The sequence below is a fragment of the Polaribacter septentrionalilitoris genome (assembly GCF_009832745.1).
Classification (GTDB): domain Bacteria; phylum Bacteroidota; class Bacteroidia; order Flavobacteriales; family Flavobacteriaceae; genus Polaribacter; species Polaribacter septentrionalilitoris.
The window spans coordinates 135847-157814 of the sequence record NZ_VRMJ01000014.1; the positions used below are offsets into that span (position 1 = coordinate 135847).

The 21968-nt window shown below is 29.7% G+C and carries 22 protein-coding genes; 14 read left to right on the forward strand and 8 right to left on the reverse strand.

Going from position 1 to position 21968, the window contains the following annotated elements:
* Positions 1–7 precede the first annotated feature (7 nt).
* The 6 genes from FP421_RS02700 to FP421_RS02725 are packed head-to-tail and all read left to right on the forward strand — an operon-like array spanning position 8 to position 5644.
* Positions 8–1333, forward strand: a complete 1326-nt coding sequence (locus FP421_RS02700) for a dicarboxylate/amino acid:cation symporter (RefSeq protein WP_159947356.1) — start codon at positions 8–10, stop codon at positions 1331–1333.
* A gap of 44 nt (positions 1334–1377) precedes the next feature.
* The gene (gshB, locus tag FP421_RS02705) at positions 1378–2412 is read left to right on the forward strand and encodes a glutathione synthase (protein ID WP_159947358.1); all 1035 of its coding nucleotides are present in this window, start codon (positions 1378–1380) and stop codon (positions 2410–2412) included.
* Between the two features lie 24 nt (positions 2413–2436).
* A complete protein-coding gene (locus FP421_RS02710; RefSeq protein ID WP_159947360.1) occupies positions 2437–3285 on the forward strand; it encodes a sulfurtransferase in 849 nt (282 codons plus the stop codon).
* An 11-nt stretch (positions 3286–3296) separates the two neighbouring features.
* Positions 3297–3623: a hypothetical protein gene (locus FP421_RS02715; RefSeq protein WP_159947362.1), complete on the forward strand. Its 327-nt coding sequence runs from the start codon at positions 3297–3299 to the stop codon at positions 3621–3623.
* Complete coding sequence (locus FP421_RS02720; RefSeq protein ID WP_159947364.1) at positions 3624–4454, forward strand: N-formylglutamate amidohydrolase; 831 nt, start codon at positions 3624–3626, stop codon at positions 4452–4454.
* Between the two features lie 29 nt (positions 4455–4483).
* Complete coding sequence (locus tag FP421_RS02725) at positions 4484–5644, forward strand: flavohemoglobin expression-modulating QEGLA motif protein (RefSeq protein ID WP_159947366.1); 1161 nt, start codon at positions 4484–4486, stop codon at positions 5642–5644.
* 42 nt (positions 5645–5686) lie between these two features.
* Here FP421_RS02725 and FP421_RS02730 read toward each other — a convergent pair whose 3' ends face one another.
* The 5 genes from FP421_RS02730 to FP421_RS02750 form a co-directional block, all read right to left on the reverse strand.
* Entirely contained in the window at positions 5687–6664 is a 978-nt protein-coding gene (locus tag FP421_RS02730; protein ID WP_159947368.1) for a permease, read from the reverse strand.
* Between the two features lie 9 nt (positions 6665–6673).
* A complete protein-coding gene (locus FP421_RS02735; protein WP_159947370.1) occupies positions 6674–6973 on the reverse strand; it encodes a thioredoxin family protein in 300 nt (99 codons plus the stop codon).
* 146 nt (positions 6974–7119) lie between these two features.
* The gene (locus tag FP421_RS02740) at positions 7120–8550 is read right to left on the reverse strand and encodes a pyridoxal phosphate-dependent decarboxylase family protein (protein ID WP_159947372.1); all 1431 of its coding nucleotides are present in this window, start codon (positions 8548–8550) and stop codon (positions 7120–7122) included.
* Between the two features lie 140 nt (positions 8551–8690).
* Entirely contained in the window at positions 8691–10568 is a 1878-nt protein-coding gene (gene yidC, locus FP421_RS02745; RefSeq protein WP_159947374.1) for a membrane protein insertase YidC, read from the reverse strand.
* A gap of 145 nt (positions 10569–10713) precedes the next feature.
* Positions 10714–12327 carry a CTP synthase gene (locus tag FP421_RS02750; protein ID WP_159947376.1) on the reverse strand — a complete coding sequence of 538 codons (1614 nt, stop codon included), beginning with the start codon at positions 12325–12327 and terminating at the stop codon, positions 10714–10716.
* A gap of 123 nt (positions 12328–12450) precedes the next feature.
* Between FP421_RS02750 and FP421_RS02755 the strand changes: the two genes are divergently transcribed.
* From FP421_RS02755 to carB, 3 genes are all read left to right on the forward strand, one after another.
* A complete protein-coding gene (locus FP421_RS02755; RefSeq protein ID WP_159947378.1) occupies positions 12451–13113 on the forward strand; it encodes a hypothetical protein in 663 nt (220 codons plus the stop codon).
* A gap of 127 nt (positions 13114–13240) precedes the next feature.
* Positions 13241–13402: a 50S ribosomal protein L34 gene (gene rpmH, locus FP421_RS02760; RefSeq protein WP_086030875.1), complete on the forward strand. Its 162-nt coding sequence runs from the start codon at positions 13241–13243 to the stop codon at positions 13400–13402.
* A 106-nt stretch (positions 13403–13508) separates the two neighbouring features.
* Positions 13509–16364: a carbamoyl-phosphate synthase large subunit gene (gene carB / locus FP421_RS02765; protein ID WP_159947387.1), complete on the forward strand. Its 2856-nt coding sequence runs from the start codon at positions 13509–13511 to the stop codon at positions 16362–16364.
* 93 nt (positions 16365–16457) lie between these two features.
* Here carB and FP421_RS02770 read toward each other — a convergent pair whose 3' ends face one another.
* From FP421_RS02770 to FP421_RS02780, 3 genes are read right to left on the reverse strand one after another with little or no spacing between them, the layout of a single operon-like run.
* Positions 16458–17372, reverse strand: coding sequence for a DUF5777 family beta-barrel protein (locus tag FP421_RS02770; protein WP_236548007.1), 915 nt, complete (start codon positions 17370–17372; stop codon positions 16458–16460).
* Positions 17362–17907, reverse strand: a complete 546-nt coding sequence (locus FP421_RS02775; RefSeq protein ID WP_159947389.1) for a YceI family protein — start codon at positions 17905–17907, stop codon at positions 17362–17364. The genes FP421_RS02770 and FP421_RS02775 overlap by 11 nt, the downstream gene beginning before the upstream one ends.
* Entirely contained in the window at positions 17900–18337 is a 438-nt protein-coding gene (locus tag FP421_RS02780) for an OB-fold protein (protein WP_159947391.1), read from the reverse strand. The genes FP421_RS02775 and FP421_RS02780 overlap by 8 nt, the downstream gene beginning before the upstream one ends.
* A 143-nt stretch (positions 18338–18480) precedes the next feature.
* Here FP421_RS02780 and FP421_RS02785 point away from each other — a divergent pair, with 143 nt between their 5' ends.
* The 5 genes from FP421_RS02785 (at position 18481) to FP421_RS02805 (ending at position 21918) form a co-directional block, all read left to right on the forward strand.
* On the forward strand, positions 18481–19578 hold the full coding sequence (locus FP421_RS02785) for a LytR/AlgR family response regulator transcription factor (protein ID WP_159947393.1): 1098 nt from the start codon (positions 18481–18483) through the stop codon (positions 19576–19578).
* Positions 19579–19712: 134 nt separating this feature from the next.
* Complete coding sequence (locus tag FP421_RS02790; RefSeq protein WP_159947395.1) at positions 19713–20060, forward strand: c-type cytochrome; 348 nt, start codon at positions 19713–19715, stop codon at positions 20058–20060.
* A gap of 10 nt (positions 20061–20070) precedes the next feature.
* A complete protein-coding gene (locus FP421_RS02795) occupies positions 20071–20487 on the forward strand; it encodes an OB-fold protein (protein ID WP_159947397.1) in 417 nt (138 codons plus the stop codon).
* 9 nt (positions 20488–20496) lie between these two features.
* Positions 20497–21042, forward strand: a complete 546-nt coding sequence (locus FP421_RS02800) for a YceI family protein (RefSeq protein ID WP_159947399.1) — start codon at positions 20497–20499, stop codon at positions 21040–21042.
* 6 nt (positions 21043–21048) lie between these two features.
* Entirely contained in the window at positions 21049–21918 is an 870-nt protein-coding gene (locus FP421_RS02805) for a DUF5777 family beta-barrel protein (RefSeq protein ID WP_159947401.1), read from the forward strand.
* Positions 21919–21968: the final 50 nt, after the last annotated feature.

Genomic DNA, 21968 nt, shown 5'->3' on the forward strand with positions numbered 1-21968 from the left:
ACTCTTAATGAAAAAATTAGCACTACACTGGAAAATTTTAATAGGAATGGTTCTTGGAATTGTTTTTGGTTTTATAATGAATTCTGTTGATGGAGGTAGAGGATTTGTAACAGATTGGATAAAACCATTTGGAACCATATTTATCAACCTATTAAAATTAATTGCAGTACCATTAATATTGGCTTCATTAATAAAAGGAATATCAGATTTAAAAGATATTTCTAAAATAAAAAAAATGGGATTACGTACCGTTTCTATTTATGTAATGACCACTGTTGTAGCCATTATCATAGGGTTAGGTATTGTAAATGTGGTAAAACCAGGGGCAGGAATGTCTAAGGAAACCATTGAAAAAATAAAAATGAAATATGAAAAATCAGATGGAGTAAAAGACAAAATGGATAAGGCAAAAAACACCAAAGATGCTGGTCCTTTACAAGCTTTAGTAGATATTTTTCCTAGTAACATTTTTAACGCTTTTGGAGAAGCAAAAATGTTACAAATTATCTTTTTTGCTTTATTTGTAGGGATTTCTTTGCTGTTAATACCAGAGAAAAAAGCAGCTCCTTTAATGAACTTTTTTGATTCTTTAAACGAAGTCGTCATGAAAATGGTAGATTTAATTATGCTTTTTGCTCCTTATGCTGTTTTTGCATTGTTGGCCAATGTAATTATTGCTTTTGATGATACAGAAATTCTCTTAAAGCTTTTAGTCTATGCGTTGTGTGTAGTTGGAGGTTTAATTTTAATGATCTGTTTCTATTTAATGTTAGTAAGTGTGTACACAAAAAAATCGCCTATTTGGTTTTTAAAGCAAATTAGTCCAGCACAATTATTAGCTTTTTCTACAAGTTCAAGTGCAGCAACACTGCCTGTAACTATGGAAAGAGTAGAAGAACATATAGGTGTAGATAAAGAAGTTTCAGGTTTTGTTTTACCTGTAGGAGCAACCATTAATATGGACGGAACAAGTTTATATCAAGCCATTGCAGCAGTATTTATTATGCAAGTAATTTGGCCAGAAGGGTTAACGTTTTCCAATCAATTGGTAATTATCTTAACAGCTTTATTGGCCTCAATAGGTTCTGCAGCTGTACCAAGTGCTGGTATGGTAATGTTGGTAATTGTTCTAGAATCTATAGGGTTTCCATCAGAATTATTACCTATTGGGTTGGCTTTAATCTTTGCTGTAGATAGGCCATTAGACATGTGCAGAACTACTGTAAATGTTACTGGAGATGCAACTGTTTCTATGATTGTTGCAAAATCTTTAGACAAGTTACATGAACCAAAACCCAAAAATTGGGATGATAATTACGATAAAGTAAAATAATATTGATACTTAAATTTAAGTATCAACTAAAAAAAAATAAGAATATGAATATTTGTTTTTTAATGTATCCTTGGGATAGTATAAAATCACCAGAGAATGACACTTCTTTAACCTTAATTCACGAATGTGTAAAACGTGGTCATGGAGTTGCCATTTGTTCACCTTCTAATTTAACCATTAGAAACAGTGTAACTAATGCTTTTTGTACTATTTTAAACAAATCCGAAAAGATACCAAGCAACATCAAAACGTTTTATAACAAAACAACAACTAGAGGAGAAATGCTCCCTTTGGCTGGATTTGATGTTATTTTTATGAGAGCTGAACCACCTTTAGATCCGTTAATGCTAAATTTTTTAGATTCGGTAAAAGATGATGTTTTTATTGTAAATTCTGTTCAGGGTTTACGAGAAGCGAATAATAAATTATATACAGCTGTTTTTGAAGATCCAAACAACGAAATAATTCCTGTTACGCATGTATCAAAAAATAAGGATTATTTAATTCAGATGATTGAAGAATCCTCATCTGATAAAATGATTTTAAAACCTCTAAATGGTTTTGGAGGTTCTGGTGTTATTTTAATAGAAAAATCGGCAATGGGGAATATCAACTCATTGTTAGATTTTTACATTAGTAAAAGTGATGGAGGTTCTGATTATGTAATTCTACAAGAATATATAGAAGGAGCAGACAAAGGTGATGTTAGAATTTTAATTTTAAACGGAGTTCCTATTGGTGCAATGAAAAGAGTTCCTGGAGAAAAAGATCATCGTTCTAATGTTTCTGCTGGTGGTAGCGTTCAAAAACACAAATTAACTGCAGAAGAAAAGAAATTGTGCGCAAAAATAGGACCAAAATTAGTAAAAGATGGTTTGTATTTTGTTGGAATTGATGTGATTGGTGGAAAATTGGTAGAGGTAAATGTAATGTCTCCAGGAGGAATTACTTATATGAATAAAGTCTATAAAACACGAATTCAAGAAAAAGTTATCAATTTTATTGAAAGTAAAGTTTTAGAACGTGATGCCGCTTTTAGAAGAAAATCGACGTTAAAGAAATTGGTAGATGAAGCATAGTTTTAATTTTGAATAAAGTTAATAATGTCTTTAAAAATAGATAATCCTTTGGTTTCTGTAGATTGGTTAAAAGGCCATCTAAATAATGATAATTTAATTGTGTTAGATTGCACGATACCTAAAGTCACTGCAAAATCATGTAATAAAATTGAAGAAATAAAAGTCCAAATTAAAGGAGCTATTTTTTTTGATATTAAAAATACTTTTTCTGATAAAACTGCGAAATTTCCAAACACAGTGTTAACTCCAGAAGAATTTGAAAAGAAAGCACAAGAATTAGGAATCAAATCAGATAGTGCAATTGTCTGTTATGATGATTTAGGGATGTATTCGAGTCCCAGAGTTTGGTGGAATTTCAAGTTGATGGGTTTTGATAATATTGCTGTTTTAAATGGAGGTTTACCAAAATGGAAAGAGTATGATTTACCTACAGAATTTCCTCAAAAAACTCAATCATCAAAAGGGAATTTTAAAGTGAATTATCAACCTGATAAACTAAAATACACCAAAGATGTACTTATTGCCATAGAAAACAAAGACATTTTAATTGCAGATGCGCGTTCTAAAGGTCGTTTTTATGGTACATCACCAGAACCAAGAAAAGAGGTGAAAAGTGGTCGTATTCCAAATTCTGTGAGTTTACCTTACAGTTCGATTATTGATGATGATTTGTTTAAGTCTAAAGAAGAATTAAAATTGGTTTTCAATACAATAAATCCAAAGAATAAAAATTTTATTTTCTCTTGTGGTTCAGGTATAACTGCATCAGTTTTAGCATTAGCAGCAGAAGTGTCTGGTAATAAAAATTACGCAGTTTATGACGGTTCTTGGACAGAGTGGGGAAGTACAGAAAGTTTACCAATCGAAATCTAAAAATAATAAAAATGAATAGTAATTGGACCAAAAAAGAGTTCTTAGCATATGTGTTATTATATGCAGCTCATTGTAATTATTTCGAAACAAAAGAAGAAGAAAATTATATATTATCTGTAGTTGATAAAGAAACGTATAACAAAATACATACAGAGGTTGTAATAGATTCTGATGAAAATAATTTAGATAAAATTCAAGAATACGTATCTGAACACAAATTGAGTCAAGAAGATAAAGAAAACTTAATTAGAGAAATTAAAAATGTCTTTTTTGCAGATGGATATGTAGATGTTATGGAGAAAAAAGTTTTTAAAATTTTACAAAAAATTATCGGATAAATGCAACGTCTTTCTGTAGATCAAATCATTGATAAAATACAAAATGAAGAAACTTTTGAAGCCGTTTCAAAAGATTATTCATTTACTATAAAAATTGATGAATATGTGCATTATGCTTGTGGTGCTGTACATGATGGACATCAATTTAGAAAAGAACTTTGGGACAATTGTTTGCATACAGAATACGAACGTTGGTTTGAAGAAGACCCAGAGACCAAAGAAATGGTAAAAACGCATCCTATTGTAATTGCAGGTTGTGATTCGCGTTTTGAGTATGATTTAAATAGAGCACCAGCAACTGCTATTTATGATGATGCATGGGGAAAGCAACTTTGGAAAAATCCACTACCAAAAGAAATGCATGATAAAAGTCTAGGAAAACATAGTGATTTCTATAAAGTAGTACATGCATTGATTTCTAAATTAGAAGAAAAATTTGGTGTTTGTATTGTTTATGACATGCATTCTTACAACTGGAAACGTTGGACAAGAGAAGTGCCCACATGGAACTTAGGAACATCAAATATTGATAACGAACGTTTTGGAAACGAAGTTGAATCTTGGAGAGCTACACTAGAAAAAATGCGTTTGCCTAACAACATCAAATCTACTTCATTGATTAATGATACCTTTAAAGGTAATGGATATTTTTTAAAATACATAACACAAAACTTCAGTAATACGTTAGTTTTAGCTACAGAAATAGCCAAAGTATATTGTGATGAATTGGCTCAAATTATGTATCCAGAAGTGGTGGATAGTGTTGAAAAATATTTAAAAACCGAATTAAAAAAACATGCAGACGCTTTTTATAAAGCACATAAATTGTAATTTTGCGGTTTGCTTTTAGATATTGAATTATGAAGGATGCTGTTTCTGTAAAAAACCAAAAACTTTTTGAGATTGATCATAAAATTGATGCCTTAGTCAAAAAGATTGAGATGCTCAATTATGTCAATCCGATAAATATAGAGGAACAAAAAAAAGAGTTTTACAAATCTAAATATTTAGCAGAACCTCAGTTTCAATATCCTAAAAGAGATTTTGATAAATTCTCATTACATAAAGAATTTTTTGCTTTAAAAATTGATGATATTGAAGATGAACGTTTGCGTGATTTTTATGAAGATATCATTTACTTTTATTCAGGATTAATTCAATGTATTGAAACTATTGGTAAGGGTAAACGTTTTTATTACAATAGTTTACGCTCTTTTGGAACACCTACAGAACAAGATGTAGAAAATGCAAAATTTATTCTCCATTTTGAAAGTGAAGACGAAAATTCTGAAATGTTCAAGCCAAAATATACGGTTACAGAATCACATCATTTTTTTAGAGAGTACTCTAAAAACTATGACTTTTCTTATAGCATAAAAAACTCATCAGCAATGGGGGCCATAGCAATGGTTTCTAATAGCATTCAGGCTTTGGTGTTGAATGAAAATCATATGTTTTCAGAAAATCAGATTAATATTTTAACAAATCATGAAATTGGCGTTCATATGGTAACCACTATGAATGGAATGTTACATCCGTTAAAAATATTTTCTCATGGTTTTCCTAATAATGAAGAAACCCAAGAAGGTTTAGCGGTTTTTAGTGAATATATGTCTGGAAATCTTACCATAAAACGCTTAAAAGAACTAGCCTATAGAGTTTTGGCAGTAGATGGTTTGGCGAAAGGATATTCTTTTTCAAGAACATTTAGAATGTTGCACAATGGCTATGATTTAGATCGAGAAGAAGCATTTTATATTGCAGTTAGAGCTTATAGAGGAGGAGGTTTTACAAAAGATTATTTGTACTTAACAGGATTAAAAAAGATTTATGATTATCATCAACAAGGTAAAGATTTAAGCTTACTGTTGACTGGTAAAGTATCTTTAGAGTTTGTTGATGATATTCAATACATGATAGGCAGTAAGTATGCAATAAGTTCAAAACATATTACAGATTCATACTCAGAAAATAAAAACACCAACAAAACTGTTGATTTTATTTTACGTAATCTAAAGTAAAATTTCAGTTTTATTACTTTATCTCAGTTGTTCTTTTGGTTCTTATAATATCAGATTAAAAAGATATCCAGATATTATAATACAAAGTGTTACCACTCCAAAAAAGATAGCGATCAGTTTTAAGGTCATCACTTTTTTGAGAAGCATTGCTTCAGGAAGAGAAAGTCCAACTACACCCATCATAAAAGCAATAGCTGTTCCTAAAGGAATTCCTTTAGCAACTAAAACCTGAACAACAGGTAGAATACCTGATGCATTTGAATACATTGGTATTGCTAAAATAGTAGCAACTGGAACCGCAAAAAGATTGTCTTTGTCCATGTATTTTTCAAAAAATCCCTCTGGAATATAACCATGCATTAATCCGCCAATTGCTATACCCAATATAACATAGGGAAAGATACCTTTTAGAATTTTTTGAACTTCAGCCCAAATAATAGGTAATCGTTGGTTAAACGTTTGTTTTTCTGCTTGAAATATATCTTGTTCTTTTTGAGCATTTTTCAATACTTTCTTTACCCAAGGAGTTAGATATTTTTCCAATTTTAATTTTTGAAGGATAATTCCAGAAATTGTACCCAATAAAATTCCACTAATTATATAAATGATTGTTGTTTTTACTCCAAACAAGCCAATAAAAAGTCCGATTGCAACTTCATTCACCAAAGGTGAAGTAATTAAAAAAGCAAAGGTTACTCCTAAAGGAATACCACCTCTTACAAAACCAATGAACAAAGGGACTGAAGAGCAAGAACAAAATGGAGTTACCACTCCAAAAAGACTAGCCATAAGGTATTCTAGTCCATAAAGTTTTTTTCTTGAAAGGTAGTTTTTAACTTTATCTATTGGGAAATAACTATTTACAATTCCCATTAAAAAAATAACAAAGAAGAGCAGTATTAAAATCTTTGTTGTGTCGTAAATAAAGAAGTTTAAAGCTTCAGCTAAATGTTGCCCTTTTTCTAGATTAAAAATATCATAGACCAACCAATCTGCTATATTTTGTATCCAATCAAACATTTAAAAAAATTAGCAATTACAATTTTTAGAACAACAACTAGTTTTTGAATTGTCTTCTTTTATAGAATTATTAGATTTTAAAATATCGAGAACTTCAGTTTTATTGGGTACTCTTCCTTTAACTGTAATGATACCATCTACTACCAAAGCAGGAGTACTCATTACATTGTATTCCATAATCTCCATAATATCTTCTACTTTTTCAACGGTAGCATTGATGTTATTTTCTTTGATTACATCTTGAACAATACTGGTCATACTTTGACATTTTGAACATCCTGTTCCTAGAATTTTAATTACTTTAGTCATAATATTTTATTAGTTGAATACTTCTATTATCTTACCTATCACAAACTTACGATAAGCATTTCAAGGCAAATGTGACAAAAGTCACATAACAGTATTTTATCAACTTAAAAATTAAACGCTAAAAAAGGTAGAAGTAAAAAACTAAATTATTTAGTCAATTCTTTTCCAAATGCTACACATTTTTCTAAAGTTTGTTTTACATCTTTAAAAGTAGTTCTTGGATTTATCAAACACATTCGCAAAACAATTTGTTTTTGTAATACAGTTGTAACCAACATGGCTTCTTTAGAATTGATGATTTCTTGAGATATTTTTTGATTCAACTCATCCAATTCTTTTTCTGGTAATTGCTTTGTTATTGGATTAAATCTAAAGTTAATAATCCCCAAAGTTGCAGGAGAAACAATTTCCCAATTCGAACTTTTTCTTAAATAACTTTCTGTTTTTTCTGCAAGGTTTATAGAGTAATCAATGGCTTCTCTAAACGATTGTAATCCAAAAGTTTTGATAGACATGTAAAACTTTAAAGCTCTAAAACGTCTTGTCAATTGAATTCCATGATCATAGAAGTTAATTTCTGAAGTATTACCTTCGATATCTCTTAAATATTCTGGTTTTTCAGTAAAAGTTTTACTCAGCCATTTGTGATTTCTTACCAACAAACACCCCATTTCATAAGGTTGAAAAAACCATTTATGTGGATCTACCGTAATTGAATCTGCTTTTTGAATTCCTTTTAGTAATTGATGTCCGTTTTTTGCCAAAATAGAAGCTCCACCATAAGCAGCATCAACATGAAACCAAATATCTTCTTCTTTACAAATTTTACTCATTGCTACTAACGGATCTACAGTTCCAGTATTTGTAGCGCCAGCAGTTCCTATCAAACAAAAAGGTTGTAAGCCTTCTAATCTATCTTTAGCGATTACATTCTTTAATTTATTAATAGACAGTTTAAACTCAATATCTGTTGGAATAATTCTTATCTGTTCTTTTCTAAAACCAATAGTTCTAATGGCTTTGATATTTGAAGAATGTGTTTGATCTGATAGATAAATAACAGCTTTCGAAAAATCATCACCACATTTTTGCCTTCTTGCAGTTACTAATGCTGTTAAGTTTGCCATAGAACCACCACTGGTAAAAATTCCTCCACCTTTTTTTGTTGGAAATTTAAAAAGCTTTAGCAACCAATTAATCGTTACAATTTCTAGTTCTGCAGCCGCAGGAGCATTGACCCATCCTCCAGAAAAAATATTAAATCCTGTGGCTAATGTATCTGCCATAGCACTAATGTAATTGCTTGGGCCTGGAACAAAAGAATAGGATTTTGGGTGAGATAAAATATCAGTGGCTTCTAAAACATTTTCCACAACAAAATCCAAAACTTCAGAGCTATCTTTACCTTGCTCTGGGGCTTGTTCTAAAAATATAGAATCCATTTCTTGTCTACTAGCATTAAAAACAGGATCTTTTTTATGCTGATTTTTAAAGTGTTCTACAATAGTATCTACAACTTTATAACCATAAGCTTTCATTTCTTCTTCAGAAAGTGTTAACGTAGGATTTGATTTCATTTGGATTCAATTTTACTTTACAAAAATAATATTTGTTATTGGTTTAAGTTGTGATAATCATCATCAATAAAAAAAAACCGAAACAATTAAGCTTCGGTTTTTTTATCATTAGATTCTGAAACTAATCAGAAAGATATTTCTTACTTACGCTTTTGTTGTTTAGCTTGTTGTTCTTGTGCTTGTTTCATAGCAGCATCAATACGTTGTCTAAACTTGCTTGTTTTTTTAGGTTTCTTTTTGTTTTCTTCTATTTGAGCATGAATTTTATCTTCATCAATTACATAATTCTTAATAACTAACATAATTGCAATAGTTAGTAAGTTAGAAATAAAGTAATACAAACTTAAAGAACTTGCATAATTGTTAAAGAAGAACAACATCATAATAGGAGAGAAGTAAATCATGTACTTCATCATTTTACTCATATCTGGCATTCCTTCTTGCGTTGGCGCTTGCATATTAGCTTGCTGACTCTGATTCATTTTCATGTAAAAGAAAATAGCAATTGAAGCCAATATTGGAAACAAACTCACGTGATCTCCATAAAATGGAATCTTAAACGGTAATGTAAAAATGGTATCATAAGAAGATAAATCTCCAGCCCATAAAAAGCTTTCTTGACGTAAATCTAAATTTGTTGGAAAAAACTTAAATAAGGCAAAGAATATTGGCATTTGTAATAATGCAGGAATACAACCAGACATCATGCTTACACCAGCTTTTCGCTGAATTGCCATGGTTTCTTGCTGACGCTTCATTGCGTTTTCTTTTCCAGGGTATTTCTCGTTCAAAGCAGTCAATTCAGGACGGATTACCTTCATTTTTGCACTTGATACATAAGATTTATATACCAAAGGAGACATTAAAATACGTACAACAATCGTCATTAAAATGATGATTAACCCGTAATTTGATAATAATCCTTTTAGCATATTAAATACAGGATAGAATATAGTTCTGTTTAAGAACCCGAAAATTCCCCAACCTAAATCTGCACTATCTCCTAAGTCTGTTCCTTCGTATGTTTTTAATAAGTTGTAATCACTAGGTCCGTAAAACCATTTCATATTATAATTCAACTCACCATTGGTTAATGCTAAAGGAGTTTTTAACTCAAAACGTTTGGTGAAAACGGTATCAATTTCTTCGTTTTTAACTAAATCTGTAGAAGTGATAGTTGCATTGTTAAATGGTGTATCAGATAATAAATTAGAAGTAAAGAAGTGTTGTTTATAAGCAACCCAATCTAAATCATTTAAAACTTCAGATTTACCAGCATTAATGTAATCAACATCATCTTCTGCTTTATAGTAGTAGTTTGTGTACATGGTATTTTCTGTACGCATACTTTTTTCATTTCTATATCCATTTAAAGCCCAGTCTAAGTTGATAGGGTTAGAAGAATTTATCACATTAGACAAACCTTGAGAACGTACTGCAAAATCCACCATATATTCGTTAGGTTTCATTTCGTATCTATACTCCAAATACTGGCTGTCAGAAACTTTTAGTTTCATAGAAACTATTTGATTCTCTCCGTTTTTAGTAATTGAAGGTTCAAAAAATAAATCTTTGGTATTTAAGATTCTATTGTCAGTTGTACCAAAATTGATATTAAAAGAGGCATTTTTGTCTTTAACTAAATACAAAGGCAAAGAATCATAAGTTTTGTAATTCTTTACTTGTGCTTCTATGATTTGTCCACCTTTATTATTGATCACCAAACGAACAACTTCATTTTCTAAGACAGAAGTTCCGTCAGTACCACTAATAGCACTTTTTGCAAATGCTCCTAATTGATTGGTAAAAGCAACTTTTTTGAGTGAATCGTTTTCGAAAACTGGTTTCTTTTCAGTTACAGTATTGGTTGTATTTTTTGTTGAATCTACAACTTGTTCTGTTTTAGTAGAAGTGTCTTTAGGTTCTTCTGTTTGACTGGTATTCATCCACCAAATCAAAATACCACCTAGTAATACCATTCCTATGAAGGAATTCAGATCAAATTTTTTTTGTTCCATTTTTTTATGTTGTCAATTTGTCATTAAATCAGATTTTTATCTGATAAAAACGCGACAAATGTAGTGAAAAAGCCCTTTTTAATATGATTTTAAGGCTTTATATTTTATGAACCTTTATAGTTCAAAATGTGTTCCGTTTTAAAATTTATTTTTTTGAGTATTTTAATGCAGCCTTGATAAAATCTACAAATAAAGGATGTGGGTTTAACACGGTACTTTTATATTCTGGATGGTATTGTACCCCAACAAACCAAGGATGAGAAGGTATTTCTACTACTTCTACCAAACCTGTTCTAGGGTTAATACCTGTAGCTTTCATCCCTTTTAACTCAATTTGATCTTTATAATCGCTATTGAATTCATATCTGTGTCTGTGACGTTCGCTGATTAGTTCTTTTTGATAAGCTCCATGAATTTTAGAATCTTTTTCTAATTTACAATCCCAAGCACCTAAACGCATTGTTCCGCCTTTATCAGTAACATCTTCTTGACTTTCCATTAAATTGATGACAGGATTTTTACAATCCTTTTTCATCTCGGTAGAAAATGCATCCACCAAACCTAAAACATTTTTAGAGAATTCAATGACAGCCATTTGCATTCCTAAACAAATTCCGAAAAACGGAATTTTATTTTCTCTGGCATATTGTACTGCTTTAATTTTACCATCAATTCCTCGATCACCAAAACCAGGAGCAACTAAAATACCATCAACTCCTTTTAATTTATTCTCATAATTCTTTGGAGTTAAACTTTCAGAATGTACCCAACGAACTTTTACTTTGGTTTCATTAGAAGAACCAGCATGAATAAATGCTTCTGTGATTGATTTATAAGAATCTTGTAACTCAATATATTTACCAATTAAAGCAATTTCTACTTCAGAGGTAGGGTTTTTATGTTTTCTTAAAAATTCGTTCCAAACTTTAAGTTCAGGTTTTTTTTCTGATGTTAGCTTTAATTTTTTCAAAACCACTTCATCTAAACCTTCTTCTAACATTAAGTTAGGCACATCATAAATGGTTTCTGCATCGATAGATTGAATAACATCTTCTTTTTTAACATTACAAAACAAAGCTAATTTACGTTTAATATCATCAGAAATTTGATGCTCTGTTCTACACACCAAAATATCGGGACTTACACCACTTTGCATTAAACTTTTTACAGAGTGTTGTGTTGGTTTTGTTTTTAACTCACCTGCAGCTGCTAAAAAAGGGATTAAAGTTAAATGAATAACAATTGCGTTATCTTCACCTTTTTCCCAAAGCATTTGTCTTACAGATTCTACATAAGGTAGTGATTCTATATCACCAACTGTTCCTCCAATTTCAGTGATTACAATATCATACTCACCAGTATCACCTAAAAGTTGAATTCTGTGTTTAATTTCATCTGTAATATGGGGAATTACTTGCACCGTTTTTCCTAAAAAATCTCCTCTTCTTTCTTTGTCTATTACAGATTGATAAATTCTACCTGTAGTAACATTATTAGCTTGCGAAGTAGGAATGTTTAAATAACGCTCATAATGACCTAAATCTAGGTCGGTTTCTGCGCCATCATCTGTAACATAGCATTCACCATGTTCATATGGGTTTAATGTTCCTGGATCAATATTTATATATGGGTCTAACTTTTGGATGGTTACAGAGAATCCTCTCTGTTGAAGCAATTTCGCTAAAGAAGCTGCTATAATTCCTTTTCCAAGTGATGATGTTACGCCTCCTGTTACAAAAACGTATTTAGTATTACTCATGGTTCTTTTAGGTTTGCGCAAAAGTACTAACTCTAGGTTTTATTGCAAATAAAAAGATGAATAATTCTAAACAAATAATTAATTCGAGACATAATTGGAATACTTGTTGATAAAACTGTAGTCATGAAAAAAATATTTATTTTACTCAGTATTGGCTTATTTAGTAGTTGCTCTTTTTTATTTCCCAAGCATTTTGAACGTAAACCAGCTAATTTTTCAGTTCAAAATCTTTGGTTTACATCAAAATTAGATAAGAATAAAAAGGTTAAATATTTAATAAATCCCACACAATTGCATTTCATTGCAAAAAGTACGGATGATTATAATGAGCAATTAGCAGTTTTTTTTAAAGAAGAATTGAAAGGAAATATTTATTTTAAAGAAAATTACAAGGATGTTAATGGCAAAATAATTATTCCTTTTACACTTGATTATAATTTGTCAAAAGAATACAAAGAAAATTTACAAAAAACCACAGACTTAGATTACATAGTACTCACTAAAACATTAACAGCTAGCCAAATAAACAATCAATATTACCCGCAATATAAATCTTTACGATATAAGAGTAACGTTTTGGCTGGTTCTGTTGTCTTTTTTAAGATTTTTGATGTAAAAAACAACACAATTGCTTTAGAACTGAATTGTAAAAGTTCTGTTTACGATAATCCAAACTTTAATTTTGAAACAAATCAGTATGAAGATAACCTTAAAATAGCTACTTACAAAAGTGAAAATCAATTGATAAAAAAGTGTTTTAAAAGAATTTTTAGAAGGATAAAATAAATTTAATTTTTTTACATTTTGTTTTTGTGATATATAAAAACAGTTGTATATTTGCCCACGCTTTTAACGAGGTAATATTTATCGTTAACACAATAAAAAATTAAGAAGACTTTTAAAATATAGAGTAATGCCAAAAAGAACGTATCAACCATCAAAGAGAAAGAGAAGAAACAAACACGGTTTCAGAGAGAGAATGGCTTCTGCTAACGGTAGAAAGGTATTAGCTCGTAGAAGAGCAAAAGGAAGAAAGAAATTATCTGTTTCATCTGAAACAAGACATAAAAGATAAATGATTAACAATTGTTAATATAAGGTGTTACTTTTTTTAAGTAACACCTTTTTTTATATCCAAGCACTAACTATTTTTGTAAAACTTAATAATACAACAACTTACAATGCCAAAAAGACAAGACCTTAATTCAATTTTAATTATCGGATCTGGACCAATCGTTATTGGACAAGCCTGCGAATTTGATTATTCTGGATCACAATCTTTACGTTCTTTAAGAGAGGATGGAATTGAAACTATTTTAATCAACTCCAATCCTGCAACTATTATGACAGATCCATCCATGGCAGATCATGTATATCTATTGCCATTAACAACTAAATCTATCATACAAATCTTAAAAGAGCATCCACAAATAGACGCTGTTTTGCCAACTATGGGAGGACAAACTGCTTTAAATTTATGTATAGAAGCAGATGATAAAGGAATTTGGAGTGATTTTGGTGTAAAAATGATAGGTGTTGATATTAATGCCATTAATGTTACAGAAGATAGAGAGCAGTTTAGAGAATTGATGGGGGAAATTGGTGTGCCAATGGCACCTCAAGCTACAGCCACTTCTTTCTTAAAAGGTAAAGAAATTGCGCAAGAATTTGGTTTTCCATTAGTAATTCGTTCTTCATATACCTTAGGTGGAGCAGGAGCATCAATTGTTTACAAAGCAGAAGATTTTGATGATTTGTTAAGAGTTGGTTTAGAAGCATCACCAATTCATGAGGTGATGATTGATAAAGCAATGATGGGATGGAAAGAGTATGAATTAGAATTGTTGCGTGATAAGAATGATAATGTTGTGATTATCTGTTCTATTGAAAATATGGACCCAATGGGTATTCATACTGGAGATTCTATTACAGTTGCACCAGCAATGACATTATCTGACAAAACCTATCAAAAAATGCGTGATATGGCAATTCATATGATGCGTTCTATTGGTGATTTTGAAGGTGGATGTAATGTTCAGTTTGCAGTTTCTCCAGATGAAAAGGAAGACATTATCGCTATTGAAATCAATCCACGTGTTTCTCGTTCATCAGCATTAGCTTCTAAAGCAACTGGTTATCCTATTGCAAAAGTGGCAACAAAATTAGCTATTGGTTATTCTTTAGATGAATTAGAAAACGGAATTACAAAATCTACATCAGCTTTATTTGAGCCAACTTTAGATTATGTAATTGTAAAAATTCCACGTTGGAACTTTGATAAATTTGAAGGATCAGACAGAACTTTAGGTTTGCAAATGAAAGCAGTAGGAGAAGTAATGGGAATTGGACGTTCTTTCCAAGAAGCATTACACAAAGCCACTCAATCTTTAGAAATCAAAAGAAATGGTTTAGGTGCAGACGGAAAAGGATATACCAATTATAATGAAATCATAGATAAACTAACTAACGCAAGTTGGGACAGAGTTTTTGCTATTTACGATGCTATTGCAATGGGGATTCCGTTGAGCAAAATTTATGATATCACAAAAATAGACATGTGGTATTTAAAGCAATATGAAGAATTATTTCAATTAGAAAAAGAGATTTCAACGTTTACCATTAATAATATAGACAGAGACTTATTATTAGAAGCGAAACAAAAAGGATATGGTGATAGACAAATTGCCCATATGTTAGATTGTTTAGAAAGTGAGGTATACAATAAAAGAGATGAATTAAAAATTCAGAGAGTTTATAAGTTAGTTGATACTTGTGCAGCTGAATTTAAAGCGAAAACTCCTTATTATTACTCAACTTTCGAAAGCGAGATAGAAACTGCCCAAGGAGAAAGAGTAGTAGCAAACGAAAGTATAGTTACAGATAAGAAAAAAATAGTGGTTTTAGGTTCTGGACCTAATAGAATAGGACAAGGAATTGAGTTTGATTACTGTTGTGTTCATGGTGTTTTAGCAGCTGCAGAATGTGGTTATGAAACGATAATGATCAACTGTAACCCAGAAACAGTTTCTACGGATTTTGATACTGCTGATAAATTATATTTTGAGCCTGTTTTCTGGGAACATATTTACGATATCATCAGACATGAAAAACCAGAAGGTGTTATTGTGCAATTAGGTGGGCAAACTGCTTTAAAACTAGCAGAAAAGTTAACTAAATATGGAATTAAAATTATTGGAACTTCTTTTGAAGCTCTTGATATAGCAGAAGATAGAGGAAGATTCTCTACATTATTAAAAGACAATAATATTCCTTATCCAGAATTTGGTGTTGCAGAAACTGCAGATGAAGCACTGGCTTTAGCTGACGAATTGAACTTCCCAATTTTGGTGAGACCTTCTTATGTTTTAGGTGGTCAAGGAATGAAAATTGTCATCAATAAAGAAGAATTGGTAGAACATGTTGTTGATTTATTGCGTAAGATTCCAAATAATAAATTGTTATTAGACCATTATTTAGATGGAGCGATAGAAGCAGAAGCAGATGCTATTTGTGATGCTGATGGAAATGTTTACATTATTGGAATTATGGAGCACATTGAACCTTGTGGAATTCACTCTGGAGATTCAAATGCAACATTACCAGCCTTTAATTTAGGTGACTTAGTAATGCAACAAATTATAGATCATACAAATGTTATTGCCACAGAATTAAAAACAGTTGGTTTAATAAACATTCAGTTTGCTATTAAAGATGACACTGTTTACATTATAGAAGCCAATCCAAGAGCATCAAGAACAGTTCCTTTTATTGCTAAGGCATACAAAGAACCGTATGTAAATTATGCAACAAAGGTAATGTTAGGTGAGAAAAAAGTAACTGATTTTAATTTTAAGCCTCAATTAGATGGTTATGCAATCAAGCAACCTGTATTCTCATTTAATAAATTTCCTAATGTTGATAAACGTTTAGGACCAGAAATGAAATCTACAGGAGAAAGTATCTTGTTTATTGATAGTTTAAAAGATGATGATTTTTATGACTTATATTCTCGTAGAAAAATGTATTTGAGTAAGTAATTTTCTTAAATTTATGATATATAAAACCTCTAATTCTTGTTTTGAATTAGAGGTTTTTCATTAGTGTGAAGATTATTTTTTTTAAATTTTATATTAATCTTTATTTATTTTCTTCTTTTTAGTATGTAATATAAAAGTAGCATTAAAACCAAAGTGTAAGTTTGGATCTTTAAAATTAAAGTTATTAGTGGTTTGTGATATAAAAGTGTCTTCTGCAAAATTACGCGCATTAGTTAAATGAAACTGTAACATTAAGTCACTAACTTCCCAATTAATACCCACTAAAAAAGAATTGAAAGTACCCATAGATTTTATAGTATTGGCAACATAAAAATATTCTGAAACAATAGAAGTATGTGCTCCTATTTTTTGTCTTCCTCCAAAACCAATAGCAAACTGACTTTTAGAATCATTACTAGAATTAGGTGTGGCTCTATGAATAAAAGTAGGAGCAACCTGTAAAGATAATTCAGGGCTAAATTTTCTTGCAATTAATGCTTGCGTAGAAAAAGCATATCTGTTTTCAGATGAATTTGGCGAATATAAATTTGCATTAGTATTTTTAAATTTTCGATGTGAGAAATTTTGAACCAATGTAATACTAATTGGCATTTTTTTAGAGTTAATACGTTGTCTTATAATTCTGTATTTTAGGTATCCATCAGAGATTTTATCAAAATTAGAATATCCAAAACCTATTGTAAAGTTGTCTGAAAAAGAAAAAGCTAAACCATACCTTGTATTTACTTCATCTGCTAAAAAACTTTGACTTTGAGTGTTTGGTTTATCCCAATATCTATTGTATAGCGAGATTTCTAGAGCTCCTTTTTTTCTGGTTTCTATAGATTGTCCTAGACCAATTCTAGTAGTTTTAAAAGTTGCAATTTCATATAGAGGTATGTTTGTGAATTCTTTGTCTAGTTTTTTTAATAAATCTTGAGCATTAGCGTTAAAATCAACAAAAAATATACAGGTCAATATCAGAAAAAAGTGTTTACTATTCATCATAAGGTTGGTATTGAAATTTAAACTTAATAGTAATTGATTTTGCTATGTTACTAGATAATATTGGCGGAATTTTAATATCAAAATCTTTAACTAAAACTTTACATTCTCCATAAATAGAGTAGGTTCCGTTATTATTTTCTATTGTTGACTTAATCTTAGTTTCTTTCGAAATTCCATGAATGTTTAAAACTCCATTAATTAATTTAGTTTGACGGGTTGCATTTTTATCAAAGTTGAGAATATCACCTTCAAAAGTTGCTTTTGGATAAATATCAGACTCAATATAACTTTCATTAAAATGTTCGTACATCAAATCTTTTTTAAATACAAAAGCTCTCATTAACATGCTTACAGCTACTTTTTTGGTTTTTACATCAAGTATACTTAGTACTTGATTGTTTTGGGCTTCAATATTTTCTACAGATGCATATGAGAAAAAAGTTATTTGACCTTGACGTGCAATAAATTGGTTTTGTGCAGTGAAATCATATATATTTATAATACATATGATTAAAAAAAATAAAAATTTATTCATTAGGTTGGTTGTCTATAATGCAATTTAATAGAATTACGTCTTTTAAAAATCCTTTACAAATACCTTTTACAGCTATTTTTTGATGTATTGTTAGTAATTTAAGCTTTTCGATTTGACTTGGATGAACATCACAAATAATCCCAGAATCTTTATTTTCTCCATACAATATTACTGTATTTCTATTGTTTAAAAAAGTAACTTCTTTAACATTACCAGTAACTTCAATTATTTTTCCATTAAAATTTGTGTTTGTTTTGTTCTCATTAGAAAGATAAGAAGCAATTAAATCATCAGAATTAATTTGAGCTTCAAAATTCACATTTTCAAGGTTGATATCACTTTTTTGAAAATAGGGTATAACATAAGTGTAGATATTTACTAAAATTAGTAAAAGTGCAATAGCATAAAAGAAAGTAGACTTTTTATTCATAACATGAATTCTACTTCAAAGTAAACAAATTTGACGTGTATTTAGAAAAAATACTTCTTAAAAGCGAAAAATAGCAGTTGAAAGCGAAAAAAGATATTACTGAAAAAATAAAATAGTCTTATATTTCGAGCGTATTTAAAATTATGAAAAAAGACAAATTATATTTTTTAACCTTCCTTTCTATAACAGTGGTTTTTCTATTTGTAGCATCTATTGCTTCTGAATATTTTATCAAAGTAAGTGCAAATCAGCTAATAGAAGTACAGGTAGAATCTACTAAAAGAGAAGCTAATGAAGTTGCAAACTTTATAAATTACCAATTAACCCAAGGAATTTCGAAAGAAAAAGTTATTAATAATTTACAAAATACTATTTCAAAAACCAATACAGACAGTTGGTTTATAAGTGTGTTTAATTGGGGAGGTAAAATTGTCTGTCATCCTAATATTGTTGAGTTAGGTTTAGAAATAAACTCAAATGAATCTTTGCTAACATCTCTAAAAGAGAAAAATTCTTCTGATGATTTGTACGACGTTTTAGTAAGCAATTCAACTAATAATACTAAAAAAACCTCTGAGGTTATATATATATCACCTATTAAAAATTCTGATCTAATAATTGCTGCAAATGTGAATGTTAAAAGTATTCGAAATCAAATGAATGCATTGAAAAATAACTTCTATCTCATTTTTCTAATTATGGGAGTTTTAGTAATTGTACTTTCTTTTTTAGCGGTTAGAGTTATTGGAAGTGCGTATGAAAAACAACTTGAATTAAAGAACAATTCTTTAGCTACAGAAGTAATTAGTTTATCAAAATTAAATACAGATTTGGTATCTTATAGAGAAAAAAAGGTTGAGGAAAATAAAGAAAGTAAGCCTATTGAAGAAACTTCGGATAAAGAAAGAAAAAGAATTTTAACCTATTTAAGAAATGAATTGGTACCCACACCAATAAAAGATATTGCCTATATCTATACAGAAAATACCATTACATATGTTGTTTGTTTTGACGGAAAAAGATCTACAACTAATGCAAGTTTAGATGATATGTATACCAATTTAGATGCTTCATTATTTTTTAGAGCAAATAGACAATTTATCATCAGTATTGCAGCAATTGATAAGATTATTAAATATGGTAAAAGTCAATTAAAGATTTTATTAAGATCTAAAACTTCAGAAGAAATAATTATAAGTAAAAACAAAGCAGCTGAGTTTAAGCAGTGGCTAAACATGTAGTAGCATTTGTTTTTTAGTTAGAATTTTAAGGAGTTTTTTTCCTCATTTATTTTAAATTTTTCCCTTTCATATAAGTTGATACTTTGTAAATCATATAATTATGGTTAATTTACAAAGCAATAAAAACAACAATTATGAAAAATAACATCCTATTTAAACAACAACTCTTTTTGGTTCTAACAGCAATCTTTTTTACATCTTGTTTAAGTAATGTAGATGAAGAGGTTATTATCGAAGAGCCTGTTAGTGAAATAACTTTTAATGTGCATGTAAAGCCAATTATAGATAATAATTGTACACAATGTCATAGTACAGCAGGAGGAACATCACCAAATCTTGAAACTTATGCAGGTGTTAGTGCTAATGCAGCAAGAATAAAAGCAGAAGTAGAAAGTAAAAGAATGCCAATTGGAGGCACGTTAACTGATGAAGAAATTCAAGCAATTAGTATTTGGGTAGATGCAGGATCCTTAAATAATTAAAATCTTGATTATGACAAAAAAAAGAATCACACTTGTAATTTTAATTCTGGGAATCATTGGCGCTTTTGTAGCTTATAAAATGTACAATAAACCTCACGTAGATGTTGCAGATTCTAAATCTGATATTGTTATTTCTGCAGATAAAATCCAAAGCGATTTCTCTACAAATGAAAATTTAGCGAACTCAAATTATTTAGAAAAAATCATTGAAGTTTCTGGAGAAATATCTGAATTGACTCTTGAAAATAAAAAAGGAATTATAACGCTAAAAACCAACGATGATTTTGGAAGCGTTTTGTGTCATTTATCTGATAATTCAACTCAAAAAATGAATACTTTAAAAGTGGGGAAACCTGTTAGATTAAAAGGAATCTGTACAGGATATTTAATGGATGTGATACTTGTAAAGTGCGAAATAATCAACTAAAACTATAAAATGAAAACAATTTACACAGTATTGATATACTTTCTATTTACGAGTCTAATCTGTGCTCAAGAAAGGTATTTAACAAAAAACGGGTCAATTACTTTTTTCTCATCTACGCCAATAGAAGATATTAAAGCAGATAACAATCAAGTATTAAGTATTATTGATGCTTCTTCTGGCAAAATGGCAATTTCTATTTTAATGAAATCGTTTATGTTTAAAAAAGCATTAATGCAAGAGCACTTTAATGAAAATTATGTAGAGTCAGACAAGTATCCAAAAGCTACTTTTAAAGGACGTATTTTAGATTTTGATACCATAGAATTAACAAAAAGTAAAGCAAAAGTAACAGGAACTTTAACAATTCATGGAATTTCTAAAGAAATTACTATAGAAGCCAATTTTGCAAAATCAAAAGAAGCAATTAATGTAGATGGAGAGTTTATTGTAAACCTAGCTGATTTTAATATTAAAATACCTGCTGTTGTTTCAAAAAACATACAAGAAAATATCAAAGTAAGTTTTAAATTTAATCATAAACCTTATAAGAAATAATCACTCATGAAAAAGTTAACTTTCACATTATTATTGTCTTTCTTAACCATTTTTACCTATTCTCAAGATGATTTATTAGATGTTTTAGATGAAGAAACTCCAAAAGATGGAAAAGAAGATATTGTAACTTCGACCTTTAAAGGAACAAGAATTTTAAATGGACATTCTATAGAAAACAGAAAGGATAAAGAATTAGAATTTATTATTTCTCATAGGTTTGGCCGAATAAATTCAGGGTTTAAAGAATTATTTGGTTTAGATGAAACCAATGTACGTTTTTCTCTAGAATATGGTTTAAATGATAATTTAACTATTGGTATTGGTAGAAGTAGTTTTGAAAAAACATTCGATTCTTTTTTAAAATATAGTTTAGTGAAACAAAAGAGAGGTGATAAACCTTTTCCTTTTGCTATTTCTCTTTTTGGTAGTGTTGCAGCTAAAACTAAAGATGAACCATTTGGTATAAAAGAAAGAAGTTTTGTAGAAAATTTATCTTATGTAGGGCAAGTATTAATAGCAAGAAAAGTGAGTTCAGAATTTTCTTATCAATTAACACCAACTTATGTACACAGAAATACTGTAAGACAAACAGATGATCCTAATGGTATTTTTGCTTTAGGAGTAGGCACTAGATTTAAATTAAGTAAAAGGGTTTCTTTAAATGGTGAATATTTTTTAGCATTTAATGAATCTACATCTATAAATGCTAGAAACTCTCTAGCTTTTGGAGTAGATATAGAAACTGGCGGACATGTATTTCAGTTAATTTTATCAAATGCCATTACTATGATAGAGAAAAGTTTTATTACAGAAACAACAGGAAACTTTTTTGGAGGCGATATTCATTTTGGATTCAATATTTCAAGAACATTTTAATAATGGGGGATAAGTAGGTTGTTATAAATAATATGATAACAGCCTACTTT